Consider the following 21,480-nt stretch of genomic DNA (forward strand, 5'->3'; position numbering starts at 1 on the left):
CAGTGCAGACCGTCGTCCCTTCCGCCCTTGTCGGCACGGACATGTGCAAGCGCTTTGGATCAGGCGAATCCACAGTCCACGCATTACGGGAGGTGAATGTCGATTTCCCCTCGGGCGTCTTCACCGCGGTGATGGGACCGTCCGGCTCCGGGAAGTCCACCCTGCTGCATTGTCTCGCCGGGCTCGACAGCCTGACCTCCGGCTCGGTCCGGATCGCGGATATCGACATCACCGGTCTCGGTGACACCGAGTTGACCAAGCTGCGCCGCGACAAGGTGGGCTTCATCTTCCAGTCGTTCAACCTGCTACCGGCCCTGACCGCGCGGCAGAACATCCTGCTGCCGCTCGGCCTGGCAGGGCGCAAGGCGGACCAGGAGTGGTTCGACCGGGTGGTCGGCGTGTTGGGGCTCGCCGACCGGCTCGGGCACCGGCCGGCCCAGCTTTCCGGCGGCCAGCAGGTCCGGGTGGCCACCGCGCGGGCCTTGGTGACCCGGCCGGCGGTCGTCTTCGCCGACGAGCCCACCGGCAGCCTCGACACCAGGTCGGGCGCCGAGGTCCTGGGCTTCCTGCGGACGTCGGTCCGTGAGCTCGGGCAAACCGTCATCATGGTCACCCACGATCCGGTCGCGGCCAGCTACGCCGACCGGGTGTTTTTCCTGGTCGACGGCGCCGTCGTCGTCGAGCTGACGCAGCCCACCGCCGAGCTGATGTCGGACACCCTGAAGAAGCTGGAGCAGCGCTGATGTTCGGGCTTGCATGGGCCAATGTCACCTACCGGGTGTCGCGGCTGCTGCTGCCCGGCCTCGCCGTGGCGCTCGGCGTCGGCTTCGTGTCCGGCACCCTGATGGTCACCGACACCATGCGGCAGGTGTTGCTCGACCAGCTCAGCAGCACTCCGGCCACGCTGAGCGTTGTGGTCGAGCGCAAGACGGACGACCTGGCCGGCAGCGCCAAGACGGTGCCGGCGGCGTTGCTCGAGCAGGTCGGCAGGATCGACGGGGTCGCGGCGGCGCGCGGGCAACTCTGGGGACCCGTCGCCGCGAACGGCCCGGACGGGCGGCGCCTGGCCGCTTCCCCGAATCGCTCCATAGTCATCGGCATCGCCGACGAGCCTCGGCTGCGGGACGTCACCTTCGTCTCGGGACAGGCGCCGAGCGGCCCCACCGACATCGCGCTCGACTCCGACACCGCCGTCGCACAGCGGATCGACGTGGGTCAGCAGCTCAAGGTCGGCGGATCCGGCGGGGGCGAGGAACGCACGTACACGGTCACCGGGCTCATCGACGTGAGCGACCGCCGCGCCGAGTTTGGCGACTCCGCGGTGGTGGGTCTGCTGGACAGCGCAGCCGCCGCCGTGCTCAGAGCGACCGCGTACGGACGCATCGAAGCCCTCGCCGTCGCGGGATTGAGTCAGGAGCAACTGCGCAACCGTGTGGCCCAGCAGGTCGGCGACCAGTATTCGGTGCGTACCGGCGAGGCCGTGCGCGCGCAGGAGGCCAGCGACGCCGCGCGGGATCTTGACTCCTTCACCAACGCGCTGATGTTGTTTGCCGGGGTCTCGCTGCTCATCGCCGGCATCGTCGCCTACAACACCTTCTCCGTCGTCGTGGCCCAGCGTCTGCGGGAGACGGCTCTGCTGCGCTGCGTCGGAGCGACCCGGCGGCAGGTCTTCGCCGGCAACCTGACCGAGTCCTCGGTGCTCGGACTGCTCGCCTCCGTGGTCGGCCTGATCTTCGGCTTCGGCGCGGCGCTGCTGATGCTGCGGTTCTTCGGCGGTAACGACGGCATCGACACCGGCGGCGCGCCGATCCAGTTCGAGCCGCGCACCGCGGTGGTCGCCCTGCTGGTCGGCCCGCTGGTCGCGACGCTGGCGGCCCTGGTCCCAACGGTACGAGCGGCCAGGGCTCGCCCGATCTCCGCGTTGCGGGACGCCGCGACCGGGCCGGTCCGGGGCGCCGGGCGGCGGCGCCTGGTCGCCAGCGTGTTCGCCACGCTCGCCCTCGTGCTGCTCGCCGGTGGGGTCGTCGCGGCCCGCGTCGCCGACGAGCCGGGGCGACCGCCGCTCTATGCCGTCCTGGCCGGCGCGCTGTTGCTCACCGCGGCGGTGCTGATCGCCGCACCGCTGGCGATTCCCCGGCTGGGTGTGCTCGCCACCCGGATCCTGGGCCCGCTCGCCGGTCACCCCGGCCGGCTGGCGGCGGAGAACGCCCGGCGCAACCCGGAGCGGACGGCGACCACGGCGGCAGCGCTCTGCATCGGCCTGACCCTCGTCACAGTGGTCAGCACGATCGCCGCGGCCGCCACCACCTCCGTCGAAAGCAGCTTCGCGCGCAACTTTCCGTTCGCCTACACCTTGCGGTTGGACGGCGCGAATACGGGCGCTGCCCAGGTCATGACCGATCTGCAGGGCCGCTCCGAGGTCGGCGCCGTCGTCGGCGTGCGTGGCCCGAGCGCCGCCACCGAGGTGACCGTCAAGGGTCGGGAGCTGCGGATGAAAGGCGTCGACGACACCATTGGGCTCGCCGCGCCCGACGCGGTGGCGAAAGGCACGCTGCGCGGCTTCGGCGTCGGCAAGGTGGCGCTCGACGAGGCCCTCGCCGATCAGCTCAAGGTGACGGTGGGGGACCGGCTTGACGCCAAGGCAGCCGGCGGGCAGGCAGACCTGCAGCTGACCGTGGTGGCGTTGTTGGACAACATGTCCCCGCTGGGCCCATTCGCCGTGGCGGCCGGGGATCTTGCCCGCGTCGCGCCGCAGGTGCCGGTCTCAGCGGTACAGCTGACCAGGGCAAAGGGCGTCACCGACGCCGCTCTGCAACAGGCGGTTACCGACGCGGTCGCCGGTCACCCCGAGGTGACACCGGTCAGTAGCGCCCAGAGCGTCAAGCAGTGGAGCGACGCGGTGGGGACGCTGCGCAGCCTGCTCATGTCCCTGCTCGGCTTGTCGGTGCTGATCTCCTTCTTCAGCGTGGCCAACGCCCTGTCGCTGTCGATCGTAGAACGCACCCGGGAGTCCGCGCTGCTGCGGGCGCTCGGTCTGACCCGACGGCAGCTCAGCCGTACGCTGATGGCGGAGGGAGTCTTCGTCGTCGCTCTGGGTGCCGCCGCGGGCATTACGCTCGGTGTCGGCTTCGGCTGGGCGGTGGCTGCGGCGATGGGCTGGAGCGCCGCGGCGGTCTTCTCCTTCCCGGGTCTGCAGATCGCGATGTTCGCCGTGCTGGCCATCGTCGTGGGCCTGGGCGCCACGCTGGTCCCGGCCCGCCGCGCGGCCCGCCTGCCGATCGTTCGGTCGCTCGCTCGGGAGTAGCCGCTGAGCCCCGCCCGCGTCGGGTGCGTCCCGCCGGCGGGACGCACCCGACGCGGGCGGGGCTCAGGTTTTTTGTGGTTAATACATGCCTCTATAAGCCCGGCAGAATTTCCTTGCCGGCGCCGCGAGCGGCGTGGCAGGATCTTTTTAAGAGAGATATGTCCACGCCGATCGTCGCGTGACCTCCGCCGCTAATCAGAAAGCGATGACAGGAGTGGGTTTGTGCTGCGCATCGCATTGGTGAACGTTCCATTCGCGAGCTGGGATCGGCCGTCGTTTGCGCTGAGCCAGCTGGCCGGCCTGCTCCAGCGGGAATTCGGCGAACACGTGGTCGTCGACGTGCATTATCTGAATCAGGACGTCGCGACAGAGCTGGGTGCCCTGACCTACGAGGCGATCTCGCTCACCCATGATCACGTCGACACCGGTCTCGGCGACTGGCTGTTCCGGTCGATCGCCTTTCCTGGCGCCCCGGACAACATTGACGAATATTTCAGTCGCTATTACAAAGGTGGTCGGTGGGCCGAATTCCGCGATCGGATCCGGCGATACCGCGACACGCTGCCGAGCTTCCTTTCCGGTCTGGTGGATCGCTACCGGCTGCCCGACGCGGACATCGTCGGTTTCAGCTCGATGTTCGCCCAGCACGTGTCGAGCATGGCGCTGGCCCAACTGGTCAAGGACCGCAACCCCGGCACGATCACCCTGCTGGGCGGCGCCAACTGCGAGGCGCCGATGGGCGCCGTGATCGCCGAGCGCGTGCCGCAGATCGACTACGTCTTCTCCGGCCCGGCGCTCGAGACCTTTCCCGATTTCGTACGCTGCGTGCTTGAGGACAAGCTCGAAGCCGCCGACGCCCTCCCGGGGATCGTTTCGCGCCGCAACTGCGATCAACCGCAATATCGCAAGGCGGTCGGCCGCAACCGCGACATCGACGAGGTGCTGCGTCCCGAGTACGACGACTTCCTCAGCGCGCTGGACGAGCACCCCGAACTCGCCCGCACCGGCAACGCCACGCCGACGCTCTACTTCGAGACCTCCCGCGGCTGCTGGTGGGGGGAGCGCTCGCACTGCACCTTCTGCGGGCTGAACGGCCAGAGCATGTCCTACCGCTCAATGCGGGCCGATCTCGCGATCGAACAATTCAACTGGCTGTTCGAGTTCGCTCCCCGGTTCACCTCGCTGTCCTGCACCGACAACATCCTCCCGCGCAGCTACGCGAAAGACGTCTTCCCGCAGCTGACGCCGCCGGCCGGTGTCTCCATCTTCTACGAGGTGAAGCTGCCGGTGAGCCGCCGTGACCTGACGTGTCTGGCGCAGGGCGGGGTGACGGTGGTGCAGCCCGGCATCGAGGCGCTGGCCACCAGCACTCTGAAACTGATGGGCAAGGGCACTACCTCGTTCCAGAACCTGCAGTTTCTCAAGACGTGCCTCGATCTCGGCATCGACCCGCAGTGGAACCTGCTGATCGGATTCCCAAACGAGGACCCCGCCACCCTCGAACAGTACGAGAAGGACATCCCGAAGCTGGTGCACCTCCGGCCGCCCTACGACGTCTTCATGGTGCGCTTCGACCGGTTCAGCCCGTACTACGTCAAGCGTGAGGCCCTCGGCCTCGACCTGCACCCGATGGACTACTACCCGCTGATTTATCCGTTCCCGCCTGAGGCGCTCGCCGACCTGGCCTACTTCTTCGCCGACCACAGCCTGGGCACGTACATGCTCAACGCGCTGGAGTGGCACGACCGGCTGCGCGCCCGGGTCGCCGCCTGGCGCGGCGCGTGGCCGGAGGGGGCCGGGTCCCCGGAGTTGCGTCTGCTCGGCTCGGCCCGGGACGGCTGGCGGATCCTGGACTCCCGCTGGGGCTCGGCCAAGGTCGAGAGCATCGACCAGGAGACCTGCCGGCTGTTGCGCCGGCTGGGCTCGCCGGCCCGGCCCGACCAACTCGTCGACGACTTCGGTGGGCAGGCCGCGCTCGACCGGATGGTGACCTGGCTCGACGAGCGTCAGATGCTCTTCGAGGAGAGCGGGCGCCTGCTGAGCCTCGTGCTCACCGAAGGTGAGGACGTGGAGGCCGAGACCGCGGACGAGACCGCCACAGACATCGCCCGGCCATTGCTCCCCGTCCTGAACACGACGGTGGGCGTGTCACGAGGAGGCGCATGATGGCCCAGCAGACGCTGCCCGCCCTGATCGAAGGATCCGGGGATCTCGTCAGCCACGCCCACGGCGACGCGTCCGAGGTCCGGAAGCTGCTCCACAAACACGGTGCTGTCCTCTTCCGTGGATTTGACGTCGGGGGGGCCGAGGGCCTTGAGTCGTTGGTCCGCACGCTCTCCGGGGAACCCCTGACCTACGTGGAGCGGTCGTCACCGCGCAGCGTCATCCATGGCAACATCTACACCTCGACCGACTACCCGCCGCAGGAAGAGATCTTCCTGCACAACGAGAACTCGTATCAGGCGGTATGGCCGCTCACGCTCTACTTCCACTGCGTCGAGCCGCCCCTGTCCCAAGGCGCCACCCCGCTGGCCGACACCCGCCGGATCCTCGCGTCGATCAATCCGGCGGTGCTCGACGAGTTCCGCCGGCGTCGGTGGATGGTGGTCCGAAACTTCGCTGCGGAGATCGGCCTGCCCTGGCAGACCGTCTTCAACAATGGCAACCGTGACGAGGTCCTGGACTACTGCAAGCGCAACGGCATCGAGGCGCAGTGGTTGGGCGATGACCACCTGCGCACAACGGCCGTGCGCGACGCCGTCCACCGACATCCCGTCACCGGCGAGGAGATCTGGTTCAACCACTGTGTGGCGTTCCACGTCAGCACGCTGCCCGAGGAGGCCCGGCTGGCGCTGCTGGAGATGTTCGGTGCCGACAACCTGCCAGCGAACACCTACTACGGCGACGGCGCTCCCATCCCGCAGGACGTCCTGGACCACCTGCGGTCCTGCTACCGCGGCGCGTCGGTGCGTTTCGACTACTGGCGTGACGATGTACTGATGGTCGACAACATGCTGGCTTCGCACGGCCGTGAGCCATACACGGGCCCTCGGCGGATAGCCGTGGCGATGGCGGAGCCGTCCTGCGAGGACGGTGACCCGCGTGAATGGTGAGGCCGAGAGCGCCATCCGGCCGGCCCGGATCACCCGGGACTTCGCAGTCTTCTGGTCGGTGCAGGGCCTGTCCGAGCTCGGCAACGGATTCGCGCTGGTCGCCCTCCCGCTGCTGGTGCTCAAGCTGACCGGCTCGGTCGTCCAGATGGGCCTGCTGACCGCCACGGCGGGTCTCGCCTCGCTGGGCACCGGCCTGATCGCCGGCGCCCTGGTCGACCATCTCGATCGGCGCCGGATGATGATGCTCTGCGAGGCCGCCCGGCTGGTGCTCTACGGGCTCATCCCGGTCGTCTGGCTGGTCAGCCCCCAGCTCTGGCTGCTCTATGTCGTGATGGCCGCGACCGCCGCGTTCAACCTTATCTTCCAGACCGCCTACGTCACGGCGATCCCCGCGCTCGTCGACCGGGAGCAGATCACCACGGCCAACAGTCGGCTGGAGACCACGAACGCGACCGCGTACATCGTCGGCCCGATGCTGGCCGGCGCGGTGACCGGGCTCTTCGGGCCGACCACGGCTATCGCGGTGAACGCGGCCACCTTCGGCGTCTCCTGGTTCGGGCTCGCGCTGATCAGGCTGCAGCCGAAACCGGCCAGCCCAGCCACAGCGATCGGCTGGCGCGACATGCGCGACGGCTTCCTCTCCGGCGCCCGGTTCCTCGCCCGACACCCGGTGCTGCGACCGCTGACCCTGCTGCTGACGATCATCACCTTCATGAGCCTCGGCATGGTCGACGTGCTCATCTATCACGTCAGCCACGACCTCGGCGGCAGCGAACGTCTCGTCGGATACGTGCTCGGCGTGACCGGCATCGGCACGATCGCGGGCGCCGGGCTGAGCGCCTGGCTGCGCCGTCGGGTCGGCTTCGGCTGGTGCTGGCTCGGCTCCTACGCGCTCTGCGGCCTCACGGTCGCCGCGCTCGGCATGTCGACCGGCGTCGTCGCTGCGGCGGCGCTGGCGTTCGGGTACTCGTTCGGCATGGCGCTCGCCGGGGTCTGCTCGGTGTCGCTGCGCCAGCAAGTCACCCCGCCGGAAATCCTCGGCCGCGTCACCTCGGCCTTCTGGACCCTGCACAGTGCCCTGGCCCCGCTCGGCGCCGCCGTTCTCACGCTGGCGGTGAGTCACGTCGGGGTGCGCACCCCGCTGCTCGTGGTCGGCGCGATCTTCCTCGTCCTGGTGGTGGCAGGGCTGCGCACTCCGATCTCCCAGGCCTACCCCGAACGCGTGCCGGTCACCGCCGGATGAGCCGAGCAGATCCCTATTAAGAAGGAGCGATCGATGGACGCGGCAGACGACACCGACAGCCGATCCTACCGGGTGGTGGTCAACGACGAGGAGCAGTTCTCGATCTGGCCGGTCGACCGGGAGAGCCCGGCCGGCTGGACGGGCACGGGCAAGACCGGATCGCGCGCCGAGTGCCTCCGGCACATCGGCGAGGTCTGGACGGACCTGCGCCCGCTGAGCCTCCGCCGACGGATGGAGCAGGACGAGGCCGCAGAGGCGTCCCGATGAGCCCGTACAGCCGGGCCTACCGGCTCGGCGAGCTGCGCGCCTTCGACGGCTGGGCCGAGCCGGCCGGCACCGGGCTTACCGACGACGACGTCGTCTACCTGCGCGACGACCTCACCGTCGTACGCACACCGGTTCTGACCGACCCGCAGCTGATCTGGGACTCGGCGGACCCGCGATGGCAGGACTTCTGCATCACCCGGCTGCGCTTCGACCGGCCGGCGGACCTGCGACCAACGCGCGACTGACAGCTGCGGCAGACCATGGAGGGCACAGTGCCGAAAGAGCAGATCCGGCCGGCATCCGCGGCCTACTGGCGGGAGACGCTCGGCGACGCAACCGCAGTCGACCTGTGGACGGACGTGCCGCACCCGCCCGTGCAGTCCCACCGGGGCGCCACCCACCACTTGCGCCTCGGCGCCGACCTGGCGCAGCGGTTGCGCAGCCTCGGCCAGCAGGTGGAGGCCGACCTGCCGGCGGTCCTGCTCGCCGGGCTGCTCGTCCTACTCGGCCGCTACCAGGGCCGGACCGACGCACTGGTGGGACTCACGACCGGCGGTGCGAACACGGTCGTGCTCCGCGCCGGGCTTGCCGGCCCTCTCCGCCCGCGCGAGTTGGTCGCCCGGGTAGCCGCCGGCACTGCCGCCGCGCGTACCCATGAAGTGCCTTTCGAGGACCTGGTGGACCTGCTGGCCGGCGCCGACGACCCGAGCCGGCATCCGATCTGCCAGGTCGGTTTCGAAGCTGTGCCCGGCCCGGTCCAGAACGACCCGGTCGCCATCTTCGACCTCAAATGGACCATCCACGACGACACGCGCGACCTGCCGTGCGCCGTTCAGTACGCCACCGACCTGTGGCTGCCGGCCACCGTCGAGCGACTCGCCCAGGCATGGCTGCAGGTGCTGCACGCGATGGCCATGAACCCGGACGGGCCCCTTGACGACCTCGGCCTGGTCACCCCGGCCGAACTTGCCCGCCTCAACCGATGGAACGACACAGCGCGGCCGCTTCCGGGCACGTGCACCGTCGACGGCCTGGTCCAGCGCTGGGCGTTGCGGACCCCCGACCGGGTCGCCCTCACGGAGGGCACCACTGGTCTGACCTACGCCGAGCTCGTCGGGCAGGCCGCCCAGGTGGCCCAAACCCTGATCGGGGTGGGCGTCGGCCCGGACAGCCAAGTCGGCCTGCACCTGCCACGCGGCGCGGATCTGGTGGTCGGCATGCTCGGCGTGCTCAAGGCGGGCGGATCTTATCTCGTGCTCGACCCCTCGCACCCCGCCGAGCGTCTCGACTTCATGGTGCGCGACTGCCGGGTCACCGCCGTACTGACCGGAACGGACGTCCCGCCCTGGCTGCCGGCCACCGGCGTGCCCGCGATTGCTCTCGCGTCGACTGCCCGCCGGTCCGTCACCTCCGCGGCGGAGCCGCGCTCGCTGCCCGGCGCGCTCGCGGCGGTCATGTACACCTCCGGGTCGACCGGGCGGCCCAAAGGCGTTGGCGTCGAACACCGGGGAATAGTTCGGCTCATCACCGAGACCGACTACGTGACGATCGGACCGGACGACCTCCTGGTCCACCTGGGCGATCCGTCGTTCGACATCACGCTCTTCGAAGTCTGGGGCGCGCTCTGCAACGGTGCCCGGGTCGAGGTGCTCCCCGGCGGCGAGCAACTCGGGCCCGAGGAGGTACTCGCGCTGCTCGGCAGGCTGCGCCCGACCGTCCTGGCACTGACCAGCACGCTGTTCAACCGCGTCGTCGACCTCGATGCCGGAGCCTTCGGTGGCCTGCGTTATCTGTTCGTGGTCGGCGAAGTGATGGATCCGGGCCGCAGCCGGCAGGTCCTGCGGGACGGGCCGCCCGGCCACCTGATCAACGGCTACGGGCCGACCGAGAACACCACCTTCTCGACCTGCCATCGGATCACCGACCTGCCCGAGCGCGGCGGCGTGCCAATCGGCCGGCCCATTGCCAACACCACCCTGCACGTGGTGGACCAGCAACTGCGCCTGGTGCCGATCGGATTCCCCGGCGAGCTTTATGTCGGCGGCGCCGGCCTGGCCCGCGGCTATCTCGACCGGCCCGCGCTGACCGCGGAACGCTTCGTCCCTGATCCCTTCGGCGCTGTGCCCGGCCTGCGGCTCTATCGCACCGGAGACCTCGTCCGGTGGCGCGCGGACGGGGCCATGGAATTCCTCGGGCGGATCGACCAGCAGGTGAAGGTGCGCGGATACCGGATCGAGACGGGCGAGATCGAGGCCGCCCTGCTCGCCACCGGCACCTTCCGCGAGTGCGTCGTCCGGCTGGTCCAGGTGAGCGGCGACAACCGGCTGGTCGCCTACCTGGTCGGCCGGGAAGGGCAGCAGATCAGTGTTGACGACCTGTTGGCCCAGCTGCGCCGGCGGCTGCCCGCCTTCATGCTCCCCAACCACTTCATCGCCCTCGACCGGCTGCCCACCACCGTCAGCGGCAAGCTCGACGTCCGGGCGCTGCCCGGCGTGCCCGCCAGCCTCCAAGTGTCGCCGGTGGGCAGAGTCGCGCCCCGCAACCCGCTCGAGCGCCAGGTATGGGAGATCTGGGCCGAACTTCTCGGAGTGCGCGAGTTCGGGGTGCACGACAACTTCTTCCTCCTCGGCGGCCACTCGTTGCTCGCGATCGTGGTGGTCACCGAGATCGGCAGTCAGTTCGGTGTCGACGTACCGGCCCGGGTGATCTTCGAGACCCGGACCGTCGCCGGGCTCGCGGCCGAAATCGAGCAGCGCCGCCGTGAGCGTCCCGGCAGTCCGCCCGACGAGGTCGACGACCTTGTCCAGCGCATCGAGCGAATCTCCCGGCAGGAAGGGACCGTGTTGTGAGCGCTGTGTCCGACCAGATCCGCGACCTGCCTCCCGGACAGCGGGCACAGCTGCGGCAGCGGCTGTGGGAGCGGGGCCTGCCGCCCATCGGCCTCGGCGCGGACGATGGGGACGCCCCGGCATCGTTCACCCAACGCCGCATGCTGTTCCTGCACCACCTCGACCCGGCCAGCCACGCCTACCACAGCCCCACGGCCTACCGGATCACCGGCGACCTCGAAGTGGCCGCGCTCGCGCTGACGCTCGACGACGTCCAGGCCCGGCACGAGGTCCTGCGGGTCGCCCTGCCGGTGCACGAGGGCCGACCCGTCCAGCGGGTCGCTCTGCCCGGCCCCCGGCCGCTGCCCGTCCTCGATCTCAGCGGCCTGCCCGTCGAACTGCGGTACGACGAGGCCGAGCGGCTCGCGCAGACCGAGCCGGGCGATCCGTTCGACCTGGCTGCGGGACCGCTGCTGCGCTATCGGTTACTGCGCCTCGCACCGCGGGAGGCACTGCTGCTCGTCACCTTCCACCACGCCGTGTTCGACGGCTGGTCGATCAGCGTCTTCACCAGGGATCTCGCCCGCTGCTACGAGGCGCGGGTGACCGGCACGAAGGCCGACCTGCCGCTGCTGCCGGTGACCTACCGCGAATACGCCTGCTGGCAGGAGGACTGGGCGGCCGGTGACGATGCGACGCGTCAGCTCGACTACTGGCAGCAGCAGCTCGCGGATGCCCCGGAGGCCCTGACACTGCCCACCGACCGGCCACGTCCGGCGGTCGCGGGACATCAGGGCGCAAGCGTGACCGGCACCGTGCCGTCGACGGTCCGCGACCGGCTGGTCGCCCTGGCCGGACGGTCCGGCGGCACGCTGTTCATGGTGCTGCTCGCCGCATTGCAGGTGGTGCTCGCCCGGTACAGCGGCCAGAACGACGTCGTGGTCGGCACGCCGGTCGCCAACCGGCGCCACCGCGCCCTGCACGAGCTGATCGGCTTCTTCGCAAACTCTGTCGCGCTGCGCACCCGGATCCGTGCCGACGAGCCGTTCAAGGACCTTCTCGAGCGGGTGCGCCAGACCTGCCTCGACGCCTACGAGCACCAGGACGTGCCGCTCGACCTGGTCGCCCGCCGGCTGCACCCGGAGCGGGACCTGAGCCGCAACCCGATCTATCAGGTCAACTGCACCATGCATAACACCCCCGATCCCGTACGTACGATGGCCGGCCTGCAGGTCGTCATGCTCGACATCGACGACCACGCCGCCCGCTTCGACCTGGACCTCAACGTCGTCGAGGAGCCGGACGGCCTACGCTGCCTGCTCATCTACGCCACCGACCTTTTCGACGCGGCGACCGCCGAGCGCCTCACCCGCTCCCTGCTGCTGGTCCTCGATGCGGTCGGCGCGGACCCCACCACCCGTGTCGGCGACCTTCCGTTGCTGGACGGCGCGGAGCGCGACAGACTGCTGCGCGACGAAAACGCGAGCCTTCGGGAACGGCCCGCCGACCCGCGCGTGCACCGGCTGTTCGAGGAGCAGAAGCGGCTGTGTCCCGAGGCGGTCGCCGTCTCCGATCCCTGCGGCCGGATGACCTACGCCGAGCTGGACGGCCGCGCGAATCGCATCGCTCACTCGTTGCGAGAGCAGGGGGTGCGCCGTGGTCACATCGTCGCCGTCCTGCTCACTCCGTCGACGGAACTGGTCGCCACCCTGCTCGGCGTGCTCAAGGCCGGCGCCGCCTACCTGCCGATGAACCCAGCCGACCCCACGGCCCGGCTGATCCACCTGCTGGGGGACAGCGCCGCGACCCTGCTGATCACCGAGGCCGTCCGGCAGCAGATCACCGACATCCCCGTCCTGTACGTGGAAAGCCTGACCGGCACCACCGCCGACCCGCCCCGGGTGGACGGCCACGCGGACGATCCGATGTACCTCATCTACACATCCGGGTCGACGGGCGGCCCGAAGGGAACGCTGGTGTCGCACCGCAGCGTCGCCAACTATCTGCTCTGGACGGTGGAGACGTTCGCGGCAGCGGGTCACGGCGGCGGCACCCTGCTGCACTCCTCGGTCGCTGTCGACCTGACCGTCACCAGCCTCTTCGCCCCCCTGCTGGCCGGGCAGCGGATCATCGTGCCGCACGCCGGAGAGGCGCCCGGTGCAGCGCTGGCCGACTCCGCGCGTACTGACCGCGACCTGACCTTCGTCAAGCTGACTCCGGCCCACCTGCGCCTACTCGAAGACGTCCCTGGCGCCCAGAACCGCCGAGAGCAGTGGACCCGCGCGTTGGTCATAGGCGGCGAGGAACTGCGCGAAGGCCAGCTGGCCGGCTGGCATCCGGACGCCGCCGGGCTACGGCTGATCAACGAGTACGGCCCGACCGAGACCGCGGTCGCCTGCGCCGCGTACGAGGTGGGCCCGGCCCCAGCGCCCTCGGGCCGGGTGCCGATCGGTACCCCGATCGCCAATACCAGGCTCTACGTGCTGGACGAGAGCCTGCAGCCGGTACCGGTCGGCGCCACGGGCGAGCTCTACGTCGGCGGCGCCGGAGTCTCCTACGGCTACTGGAACCGCGCCGCTCTGACCGCCGATCGGTTCCGGCCCGACCCGTACGGCGGCCTACCCGGCAGCCGCCTCTATCGCACCGGCGACCTCGTGCGCCGCCGCAGCGATGGCAACCTGGAATACCTCGGCCGCGCGGACGACCAGGTGAAGATCCGCGGCCACCGGGTCGAACCAGGGGAGATCGCCCGGCTCGCCGAGGAACACCCGGCCGTGCGGCGATGCGTGATCGAGGTGGACCGCGCCGTCTCTGGTACGGCACAACTCGTCGCTATCGTTGCCGTCGACGGCAACGTCGCAGACGCCGGGCACCGCGACGAACGGCTCGCGCAATGGCGCAGCCTCTATGACGAGGACGTCTACGCCGATCTGTCCGCCGGCGCGGACCCCGCATTCCACCTTGCCGGCTGGATCAGCAGCTACACGGGCGAGCCGATCGACCCGGCCGAGATGGCGGCCTGGCTCGACGAGACGGTCGCCCGGCTCGCGGCGTTACGTCCGCGCCGGATCCTCGAGATCGGCTTCGGTACCGGCATGCTGTTGGCTCGACTGGCCCCCGGATCCGAGCACTACCGAGGCGTCGACCTCTCAGCCGCCGCAGTCGACTACGTCCGCCGGTCTGTCCCGGGAGCGGGGGACGCCCACGTCGAGCTGTCCGCCGCACCCGCCCACCTCGGCGTCCCTGCCGGGCAGAGTTTCGACACGGTCGTTCTCAACTCCGTCGTCCAGTACTTCCCGTCCGAGCGGTATCTCGCCGAGATCCTCGAGCAGGCGGTCTCTGCGGTGGCCCCGGGCGGCCACGTCTTCGTCGGCGACGTGCGCAACCTGGCCCTGCTGCGCGCGTTCCGCACCTCGGTCGCTGCCCGGCGCGCCCTGGCCGGCACGACCGTCGGCCGGCTGCGAGCCGACGTGCAGCGCCAGCTCGACGCCGAGGAGGAACTGTGCCTCGACCCCCGCTTCTTCACCGGCCTGCCGACCATCCTGCCTCGGATCAGCGCCGTGCGCGTCATGCCCAAACGCGGCGGGACCAGCAACGAGCTCATCCGCTACCGCTACGACGTCGTCCTCGAGATCGACGGACCGGCGCCGGCGCCGAGCGAGGTTCTCGACTGGAGCGCCGACGGCCTTAGCCTGACCGCTCTCGAGTCCCGCCTGACCGGCGAACGGCCCGCCCGGCTGGTTGTCGCCGGCGTGCCCAACGCCCGGTTGGACGGCGACCTGGCACTGCTGGACGCGCTCGCCGGCGCCTCCGGTGACACACCGCTCACCAACCTCACCTTCGGCGATCCGGGGCAGCCCGGTCATGATCCGGAACAGCTGTGGCAGCTCGCCGGCCGGGTGCCCTACCAGGTCGAGCTGAGCTGGGCCCGGGGCCGGACCGACGGCGCCTTCGACGTGCTGCTGACCCGAGTCGACCAGCTCGGCCCCACAAGCCCCGAGTTTTCCGCACCGACGCCGCAGCGCCTAGCGAACGATCCGCTGTGGCATGCCGCAGCCGTCGCCGCGTTGCCGGCGATCGAAGCGCACCTGCGCGCCCACCTGCCCGCTCCGCTGGTTCCGTCACGCTACGTCCCGCTCGCCGAGCTGCCGCTGACCCAGGGCGGCAAGCTCGACCACACGGCCCTGCGTCATCTGGTCGAGGCCGGTACCGACGGCGCAGCCGGTAGCCCGCAGGCCGCGGGGCGCAGGCCGATGAGCGACACGGAACGCCGGATCGCGGAGATCTGGACCGAACTACTGGCTCGCGAGGCGATCCGCCCAGACGACGACTTTTTCGACCTCGGCGGCCACTCCCTGCTGACCTTCAAGCTCGTGTTCCGGCTGCGCCGAGAGTTCACCGTCGAGGTCCCGATCCGGGCACCGTTCGAATTCTCCACGCTCGCCGCCCTCGCCCGGCTAGTCGACGAGCTCATCCAGCAGGAGGCGGAACCCAGGCCCCCGGCCCTGGAACGCGTTGCCCGCACCGGGTCGATGCCCGCATCCTTTGCCCAGGAAAGGCTCTGGTTCGTGCATCAACTCCATCACGGCAGCGTTCAATACAATTTCCCGGTCTTCCTGCGGCTGCGCGGCAAGCTCGATGTGGCCGCCCTGACAGCCGCCCTCGACGAGGTCACCGGCCGCCACGAGGTGCTGCGCACCGTGCTGGTCTCCGAGGACGGCGGCCCCCGCCAAGTGATCCTGCCGCACCGCCACGACGATCTGCCCGTGGTTGACCTCTCCGGCCTGCCGCCGACCGAGTGCGCCGCCGAAACCCGACGGCTCGGGCGCGACCAGTACGCCCAGCCGTTCGACCTCGCGCGCCCACCGGTGGTCCGAACCGCCCTGGCCCGGGTCGGCCCGGCCGAGCACGTCCTGCTCCTGACCATGCACCACATCGCGGTCGACGGTTGGTCGGCAGGGCTGTTGCTCGACGAACTGGCCGAGGCATACGCCGCCGCCCTCGACGGCCGGCCGTCGCGCCTGCCCGAACTGCCGGTCCAGTACGCCGACTACGCGGTCTGGCAGCGCCGCTGCGCTGCGGAGGGCCAGTGGGACAGCCAGCGCGACTACTGGCGGGAGCGCCTCGACGGCATCCTGGAGCTGCCCGGCCTGCCCACCGACCAACCCAGGCCCGCGCATGCCGCCCACGCCGGGGGCCTGCTGCCGTTCCGGATCCCGGCCAACACCACCGAGGCGCTCCGCAAGCTGTGCGGCCAGGAGGAGGCCACCCTGTTCATGGGGCTGCTGAGCGTGCTGCACGTGCTGGTAGCCCACCGCACCGGCCGGCAGGACGTCGCCGTCGGCTCGGATGTCGCCAGCCGCTCGGACACCGCCACCGAGCGGCTGATCGGTTTCTTCGTCAACCAGATCGTGCTGCGCGGCGATCTCAGCGGCCGGCCGACCTGGCGCGAGCTGCTGCGCCGCACCAGGAGCAGTACGCTCGACGCCTACGCCCATCAGGACCTGCCGTACGAGGAAGTCGTCAAGCTGCTCAACCCGCGGCGCAGCGGCAACCCCAACCCGCTGTTCCAGATCAAGATCGTGCTGGATAGCACGGCGGAGTCGGCGGCCACCCTGCCCGGACTGGAGGTCGAGCCGGCCGGCCTGGATGTGATCGACACCAGCCGGTTCGACCTCGTGCTGCTGCTCAAGGCCGACGCCGAGGGCATCGAGGGCACCTGGGACTACGACGCGGAACTGTTCAACCCCGGCACGGTCGAGGCGCTACGCGACGAATATCTGGCGCTGCTCACCGCCCTGATCGAGCGCGCCGACGAGCCGGTCGGGGACAACCCGGCACCCCGGCGGCGCAAGGGATTCAAGCGGCTCGCACCGACCGCGATCACCCTCGCCTCCGCAGAGGCCGTCACGCGCTGCCCGATCGGCGACGGGTCTGCGCTGCCGCTCGTGCTGAGCCCGACGCGCGACGACGTCGACCTGGCCGACTGGGCGGCCGCCCACCGTGACTCGCTGGAGTCGACGCTGCGCGAGGCGGGAGCGTTGCTGTTCCGCGGCTTCGACATCGTGCGGCCACCTCAGCTGGAACGCTTCGCGATGGTCTTCGTCGACGAGCTGTTCGGCGACAACGGCGAACATCCCCGGGCCGCGCTGAGCGGCAACGTGTACACGCCGGTCTTCTTCCCGCCGGAGGAGAAGCTGCTGTGGCACAACGAGAACTCTTTCAACGACGAAGCCCCGGCCAAAATTTGGTTTTGCTGTCAGCAACCCGCCGAGACCGGCGGGGAGACCCCGATCGTCGACAGCCGCGCGGTCTACCGGCGCCTCGACGCCGACCTGCGCGAGGAGTTCCTCCGCAAGGGGGTGCGCTATGTACGCAGCTACGGCACGGGCCTCGGGCTGGACTGGCGCACCGTGTTCCGCACCGACAGCCGCGACGAGGTCGCCGCCCGGTGCGCGACGCAGGGATTGGAGTACGAGTGGCGCGGTGACCGGCTGCGGACCACGGCGACCCGCCCGGCAGCCGTTCGGCACCCCGTCACCGGAGAGTGGTCCTGGTTCAACCAGGTGCAGCACTGGCATCTGGCCTGCCTGCCGGCCGCCGCCCGTACCTCGCTGCTAGCCACCATGGGGCCGGACGAACTGCCCCGCAGCTGCGAGTTCGGCGACGGCAGCCCGATCCCGGACGCCGCGATGGTCGAGATCTGCCGCGTCTATCGGGAGCTCGAGGTCACCTTCGGGTGGCAGCGCGGCGACGTGCTGATGGTCGATAACTTCCTGGTCGCGCACGCCCGCAACGCGTTCCGGGGCGACCGTGCGCTGCTGGTGGCGATGGGTGACATGGTGGGGGTCCGATGAACCAGGTGCGGGGATTCCGGCTGTCGGTGCAACAACAACACATCTGGCAGCTACGCGAAGACGGCGAGGCAACCTGGGCCCAGACCCTGCTGCTGGTGACCGGTCCGCTGGACACCGGCCGGCTGAGCGCAGCCCTGGCCGAGGTGACCAACCGTCACGCGATCCTGCGCACCTCGTACCGCCGCGTGCCGGGGGTGCGCTCGGCCGTCCAGGTCGTCGCCGAGCCGGGAGCCGCACCGCCAGAGCACCGGTTCGAGGACCTTGCCCACCTGGGCGAAGCCGAACGCCAGGAGCGCCTGCTCGCCGTCGCCGAGCAGGAACGGGGCAACGCCGACGTTGTGCTGGCAAGCGTGCTCTTCGCGCTGGCCCCCGGCCGGCACGCGCTGCTGCTGACGGTCAGTCCACTGAGCGCGGATGCGGAGACGATGCGACTGCTGGTGGCAGCCCTCGCCGGCGCCTACCGCAGCGAGAAGCCGGACGAAGAGCCGGTCGCATACGCCGAGGTCGTCGAGTGGCAGCACCAGGCCGGTCTGGACGGCCCAGTGCCGGAGGCCGATGCGCTGCTGGCCGCCGCAAACGAGCCGGCGGCCACCCGGTCCTTGCCGCTGCAACGCGCCGGCGGCGACCGGTCGGCGGGCAGCAGGCGGATCGGGCAGGAACTGGCCGGGACGGCACTGCACGCCTACGCCCGATCGCGTGGGATCGCCCCGCGCAGCGTGCTACTGGCGGTCTGGCAGGCGTTGCTCGCCCGGGTCACCGCGGCGAGCGACGTCGTGGTCGGCGCCAGCCTCGGCGGACGCGGCTACGAGGAGCTGGCGGAGTGCCTCGGCCACTTCGCCAAGTGGGTGCCGATCGTCGGTCACGTTCGGCCCGGCGTCAGCCTGTCCACCCTCACCACCGAGCTCGACCGGCAGCTGACCCGCGCCGACGACCTTGAGGAGAACCTACTGGCCTCCTACGCGGCCGGCGCCACCGGCTGGGCCACCGCATTCGACTGCCGTCCCGAGCCCAAACCCTTGACGGCCGGCGCCGTCACGTTCGTCGTCACCTGGTCCGACGTGTCGGCCGAGCCGTACGGCGTGAAGCTGGAATGCCTGCTCAGCGGCGACACCGTCCGCACGGTGTGGCACTACCGCGCCGACCGGTTCGACCCCGGCTACATCCGTAGTCTTGCGGAGCAGTACGACACCCTGCTGGCCGGTCTGCTGGCCGACCCGGCAGCTCCGGTCAGCACCGTGACCTGCCTCGACCCCGGCACCCGCGACGAACTGCTCCACAGCTTCAACGACACCGGCCGGGATCTGCCCGTCGCCTGTCTCCACGAACTCGTCGAAGCCCAGGCAGGGCGCACCCCGGACGCCGTCGCGGTCCTCGACCCGGCCAGGACACTGACCTACCGGCAGCTCGACGAACTCGCGGACCGGATCGCGCACGGGCTGCGCACCGACGGCGTCGGCCCTGAGGACCGCGTCGGCGTGTGCCTGCCGCACTCCGTGGAGCTGGTGGCGGTCATCCTTGGCGTGCTGAAGGCCGGCGCTGCCTACGTCCCCCTTGACCCGGCGCAGCCATGGCGGCGGATCCAGGCCCTGGTGAGGGAGGCACAGTGCCGTATCGTGGTCACCGGTGACCCGTCACCCGCGATCGAGCAGGACGGCACGGCTGAGCGCCGCACCACGGAACAGCTCGCCGCCCACGGCCAGGGAAAACGCCGCCGGGTGTGGCCGGAACAACTCGCCTACGTCATGTTCACCTCGGGCTCGACCGGCAGCCCCAAGGGCGTCCTGGTCCCGCATCGGGCGGTCGTGAACTACCTCGCCTGGGCCGCCGCGACCTACACCGGCGGCGGCTCCGGCGCGCTCGTGCACTCGTCGATAGCCTTCGATCTGACGGTTACCAGCCTCTTCCTGCCCCTGATCACCGGCCGGTCGGCCGACCTCGACGACGGCCGGCGCGACGTCCTGGCGCTGTTCCGCGAGCTGACCACCCGCACCGGCATCCACCTGCTCAAACTCACTCCATCGCACCTGGCCGTGGCCAGCCGGGTACTCGCGCCCGGGGATTTGGCCGGCACCGCCGACTGTCTCGTCCTCGGCGGCGAGCAGCTCACCGGTGAGGCCGTGCGACCCTGGCGCCGGGACGCCCCGGCGACCCGCGTGTTCAACGAGTACGGCCCGACCGAGGCGGCTGTCGGCTGCTGCGTCCACGAGGTCGTCGGTGAGCCCGCCGCAGGCGCCGTGCTGCCCATCGGCCGGCCCATCGCCAACACTCAGCTGTACGTGCTCGACGCCGAACTGGAGCCGGTCGCGATCGGTGTCGTCGGCGAGATCTACCTCGGTGGCCGTTCGCTGGCCCGCGGCTACCTGGGCCAGCCGGACTTGACCGCGGACCGGTTCGTGCCGGACCCGTTCTCCCCGGTGCGCGGGCAGCGGCTCTACCGTACCGGCGACCTCGCCTGCCACGGCCCCGACGGCGAGGTGCGCTTCCTCAACCGGGACGACGAGCAGCTGAAGATCCGCGGCTCTCGGGTTGAGCCCGCCGAGATCCGGGCGGTTCTGCACAGCCACCCCGCCGTCGCCGACGCCGCGGTGGTCGGCGGCCCGGACGGCCGGCTGACCGCCTATTTGGTGTCGGCCGACCCGGACAGCGCCGACCTGGACCTGAGGGCCTTCGTCACCGACCGGCTGCCCGCCTTCATGGTCCCGGACAGCTTCTTGTGGATCGACTCGATCCCGCTGACCGCCAACGGCAAGCTCGACCGCGGCCGGCTGACCGGCCGGCCGACTCCGGCCCGCAAGCCAATCTCGGTGCCCACCGACGCCGTCGAACTGACCGTGGTCCGACTGATCGAGGAGCTGCTGGACCGGGCGCCGGTCGGGATGGACGAGGACTTCTTCGAGCTCGGCGGTCACTCGCTGCTCGCCGTGCGTCTCATCGCGCGGATCAACGCCGCCTGCCACACCGACCTGCCGGTCGCGGTGTTCTTCGACCAGTCCGCCGAGCGACCGGCGACCGCCGCTCACCTGGCCCGTGCCGTCCGCTCCGGGGGGATGACGGGGGAGCAGCCGATGGTGATGCTGCGCGACGGCACGGGCACGCCTCTGTTCTGCGTACACCCGGCCGGCGGCGATATCGTCGGCTTCCGCGATCTGTCGCTCAGCGGTGTCTTGCGGCGCCCGCTCTACGGAATGCAGGCCCCACCACCGGAGCAGCAGGCCGATCAGAGCGTCGACTTCCTGGCCGGGCACTACCTGTCCGCGTTACGCGAGACACAGCCTACCGGCCCCTATCTGTTGATGGGCTGGTCGATGGGCGGGCTGGTGGCCTACGAGTTGGCCCGGCGGCTGACCGCGGCGGGGGAGCAGGTCGCAATGCTTGCCATGGTCGAGACGTACCCCGGTGAGGTGCTCCCCGACGACGTCTCCGGGGAGGCCGCGCGTCACCTCGCCGGGGAACTGGGCCGGCTGCCACTGAACCTCGACGAGCTCGGCGTGCTGCTCCCGGGCGACGAGGCAACCGAACAAGTGCTCGCGACCGCCTCCACCGCTGGTCTGGTCTCCTCCGACCGAGAGCACGCAGACCTCGAACGGCGTGTGCGTCTCAACCACTTGCACGTACGGGCAGCGGCCGGCTACCGCCCCGGTCCCTACGACGGACCGGTGACCCTGGTACAGGCGAGCCACACCACCCCCGAACTGCGGCGCGACGCCCTGGCTGTCTGGCGGCGAATCTGCACCGGCCCGGTGGTCGTCCACGAGTTGCCCGGCGAGCATTTCACGCTGCTGCGCAGACCCGCCGTGGACGATCTCGCCAAGATCCTTGAGTCGGCGGCGTGACCACCCTGCAGCGCTGCGGCGCCCGGCACGTGCGC

10 protein-coding genes are annotated in these 21,480 nt (G+C 70.4%); all 10 read left to right on the plus strand.

Annotated elements, in window-relative coordinates:
* The first annotated feature begins 41 nt into the window (after nt 1-41).
* The 10 genes from ACLQ23_RS29210 to ACLQ23_RS29255 all read left to right on the plus strand — a co-directional run bounded on the left by ACLQ23_RS29210 (nt 42) and on the right by ACLQ23_RS29255 (nt 21,445).
* Nucleotides 42-743 carry an ABC transporter ATP-binding protein gene (locus ACLQ23_RS29210; RefSeq protein ID WP_053657748.1) on the plus strand — a complete coding sequence of 234 codons (702 nt, stop codon included), beginning with the start codon at nt 42-44 and terminating at the stop codon, nt 741-743.
* Entirely contained in the window at nt 743-3,304 is a 2,562-nt protein-coding gene (locus ACLQ23_RS29215; RefSeq protein ID WP_167944438.1) for an ABC transporter permease, read from the plus strand. Before ACLQ23_RS29210 ends, ACLQ23_RS29215 begins: the two co-directional genes overlap by 1 nt.
* Nucleotides 3,305-3,544: 240 nt before the next feature.
* The gene (locus ACLQ23_RS29220; protein WP_355597389.1) at nt 3,545-5,470 is read left to right on the plus strand and encodes a RiPP maturation radical SAM C-methyltransferase; all 1,926 of its coding nucleotides are present in this window, start codon (nt 3,545-3,547) and stop codon (nt 5,468-5,470) included.
* On the plus strand, nt 5,470-6,417 hold the full coding sequence (locus ACLQ23_RS29225) for a TauD/TfdA family dioxygenase (RefSeq protein ID WP_053657755.1): 948 nt from the start codon (nt 5,470-5,472) through the stop codon (nt 6,415-6,417). Before ACLQ23_RS29220 ends, ACLQ23_RS29225 begins: the two co-directional genes overlap by 1 nt.
* A complete protein-coding gene (locus ACLQ23_RS29230) occupies nt 6,407-7,660 on the plus strand; it encodes an MFS transporter (protein ID WP_231640111.1) in 1,254 nt (417 codons plus the stop codon). Before ACLQ23_RS29225 ends, ACLQ23_RS29230 begins: the two co-directional genes overlap by 11 nt.
* 33 nt (nt 7,661-7,693) lie before the next feature.
* Nucleotides 7,694-7,927, plus strand: coding sequence for an MbtH family protein (locus ACLQ23_RS29235; RefSeq protein WP_167944434.1), 234 nt, complete (start codon nt 7,694-7,696; stop codon nt 7,925-7,927).
* On the plus strand, nt 7,924-8,172 hold the full coding sequence (locus ACLQ23_RS29240; protein WP_167944423.1) for a hypothetical protein: 249 nt from the start codon (nt 7,924-7,926) through the stop codon (nt 8,170-8,172). The genes ACLQ23_RS29235 and ACLQ23_RS29240 overlap by 4 nt, the downstream gene beginning before the upstream one ends.
* A 27-nt stretch (nt 8,173-8,199) precedes the next feature.
* Nucleotides 8,200-10,776, plus strand: a complete 2,577-nt coding sequence (locus ACLQ23_RS29245) for a non-ribosomal peptide synthetase (RefSeq protein ID WP_355597392.1) — start codon at nt 8,200-8,202, stop codon at nt 10,774-10,776.
* Nucleotides 10,773-17,612, plus strand: coding sequence for an amino acid adenylation domain-containing protein (locus tag ACLQ23_RS29250; protein WP_355597394.1), 6,840 nt, complete (start codon nt 10,773-10,775; stop codon nt 17,610-17,612). The genes ACLQ23_RS29245 and ACLQ23_RS29250 overlap by 4 nt, the downstream gene beginning before the upstream one ends.
* Nucleotides 17,609-21,445 carry a non-ribosomal peptide synthetase gene (locus tag ACLQ23_RS29255; RefSeq protein ID WP_355631307.1) on the plus strand — a complete coding sequence of 1,279 codons (3,837 nt, stop codon included), beginning with the start codon at nt 17,609-17,611 and terminating at the stop codon, nt 21,443-21,445. The genes ACLQ23_RS29250 and ACLQ23_RS29255 overlap by 4 nt, the downstream gene beginning before the upstream one ends.
* The last annotated feature ends 35 nt before the right edge of the window (nt 21,446-21,480 follow it).

The sequence above is a fragment of the Micromonospora sp. DT41 genome (assembly GCF_049841715.1).
Lineage (GTDB): Bacteria > Actinomycetota > Actinomycetes > Mycobacteriales > Micromonosporaceae > Micromonospora > Micromonospora profundi.